Annotated in this window: 2 protein-coding genes; both read left to right on the top strand. The window is 61.3% G+C overall.

What is annotated here, in order from left to right:
- Nucleotides 1-476: hypothetical protein (locus AB4Y86_RS17070; RefSeq protein WP_441403356.1), on the top strand; the 476-nt coding region annotated here is incomplete at its 5' end.
- Between the two features lie 99 nt (nucleotides 477-575).
- Nucleotides 576-2,317 (top strand): acyltransferase family protein (locus AB4Y86_RS17065; RefSeq protein ID WP_441403355.1); only part of this gene is annotated, 1,742 nt, incomplete at its 3' end.

Here is a 2,317-nt window from a genome sequence, read left to right as displayed (position 1 = left end):
GGGCGGGCCTCGGGGACTATCCTGACCTCGCCGGCACCACCTTCCTAGTTGCCAAAGTGAGCTCCGCCTTGGGCGCTGATTTTGAGGTGTTCGGTGAAAACTCTAATCCGGTCAGAATTCTGAAGGAATTCGGGTTGAAGCCATCCCCGTCGCTCGCACAGATCAAACAAAGCGGCCGGCCGGTCAATTCGGTCGCGAACGGGGCCGAGAGCTATGCCTGGCCTCAGGACAGGGCAGCCGAACTCAGCAGCGACATCGCCGTGTTTTCCGTGAAGCGGGAAGAATACGTGGAGCTGAAGAGCAGAGGCATCCTCGACGCCGTACCGGCCCACAAGGCGGGGAATTCCATCATTGCAGATTCGGCGGACAATGGGCTGGCACTCGATACGGCGTCGTGCTTGTCGGTGAAGTGGCTGTCCCGCACGATGCTTCCTGAACTGGCCAGGGCAGCGCATGGCGCCAAACATGGCGGATGAGGCCTGCCGGCCTGAGGCAGTCGGGCCTCGCCGACAACGACTACCCACACCGAGTGACACAGCCATGTGCACTGGAAACACGATTTACAAGGAGTGCGCGTGACCGGTCAGGTCTTAATCACGAGGGCGTCCCGGCGCCGGGCAGAACCTGTCACCGCGACGCGTAAAGATATCCAGGCACTGCGCGCCCTCGCGGTCGGGCTCGTGGTGCTCAACCACTTGTGGCCCCACCGGCTGCCCGGCGGCTACGTCGGCGTGGATGTCTTCTTTGTGATCTCGGGGTATCTGATCTCGAAGCACCTGCTCGGGGAGTTGGAACGCACGGATCGCATCAACCTCGCGCAATTCTATTCTCGGCGGATCAAGCGGCTGCTGCCTGCCGCCACCGTCGTGGCTGTCGTCTCGCTGGTTGCCGCGTGGGTACTGTTGCCGTTCTCTCGGTGGCTCGCCATCGTCCAGGAAACGATGGCGTCGGTCTTCTACGTTGAAAACTGGATGCTGGCGGCAAAGTCGGTGGACTATTCGGCGCATAATGACGCCGCTTCGACAGTGCAGCACTACTGGTCCCTCTCAGTCGAGGAGCAGTTTTACCTGGTCTGGCCCCTGCTGTTCCTTGGGCTGTTCACGGCCGCTGTCAGGTTCCGCATCCGCCGGAGGGCGCTACTCGCTCTAGGCGTTGCGCTCGTCAGCGCCCTTGCATTCGCGTTTTGTATTTGGTTCACCTACGCCAACAAGAGCCAGGCCTACTTTGTCACCCCCGCCCGCGTTTGGGAGTTCGGGGCCGGCGCCCTGGTGGCAATCGGCGGGGCACATGCGCTGGCCGCCCTGCGCCTGCGTTTCGCATCTTCCCACCTGGCACTGTCGGGGATTGCACAGTGGCTCGGCTACGGCTTCATCGCATATTCCGCTTTGTCATATGACGAGCAGACGTTCTTCCCCGGCATTGCCGCAGCGGTGCCCGTCGCCGGCACCCTTCTGGTGATCGCCTCGGGACCGACCGGGCCTCGCTGGTCGCCCAATCAGCTGCTTGCCGCCAAACCCATCCAGTTCGTTGGCGACGTGTCATACTCGCTATATCTTTGGCACTGGCCGATCATCATCCTGACGCCGGCCGTTCTGAGCCGCACGTTGGGGACTCCGGACAAGTTTTTCATTCTTGCTGTCGCCATTGCGCTCTCCTACGTGTCCAAGAAAATTGTCGAGGATCCGGGCCGCACAAAACTCCTCCGGGGAGCCAGACCGGTCCGGGTCATGCTAGCCATGGCAGCGACACTTGCCATTGTTTCCGCGCTGTGCGGAGGACTCCTCCTGAACCTTGGCAAGGCACAGGATGCCGAAGCTTCCAAGCTGCAGAATCTTTCCGGCCAGCCTTGCTACGGAGCGCGCAGCCTGGATCCGCATAACAACTGCAAGGAACCATTCGGTGCCGCACAGGTCGCGAACGTAGGTCCCAATGAAGCACCCTGGTTTGACGCCCCGGAATGCAAGCCGTCCTCGGATCCAATAGTCGTTCAGGACCGGAAGCTCCTAAGCGACTGCGATTTCACCGGCGGGACCAACGCCACAGCGACGGTTTGGCTGGTCGGCGACTCGCACGCTGAACAGTGGAAGACCGCCATCTACGAGCTTGCGCGGCTCCATAAGTGGAAGGTCAAGGAATCCCTGCTGGGCGGCTGTCCTTTCATCGATGCAAAGCGCGTCGCGTTCATGGGAACGCCGAGCACGGAACCGCAGCTCCAGCAGCGATGCCTGGAATGGGGCAAAAAACTCACCGATCGCATAGTGCGAGAAAAACCGGCGATGATTTTCGCGGCAACCTTCGGCGCCGGAGAGGCTGTAGA

The organism is Arthrobacter sp. 2YAF22_2 (genome assembly GCF_052114645.1).
Classification (GTDB): Bacteria; Actinomycetota; Actinomycetes; order Actinomycetales; family Micrococcaceae; genus Arthrobacter.
This window is presented reverse-complemented; position numbering and strand designations above follow the sequence as displayed.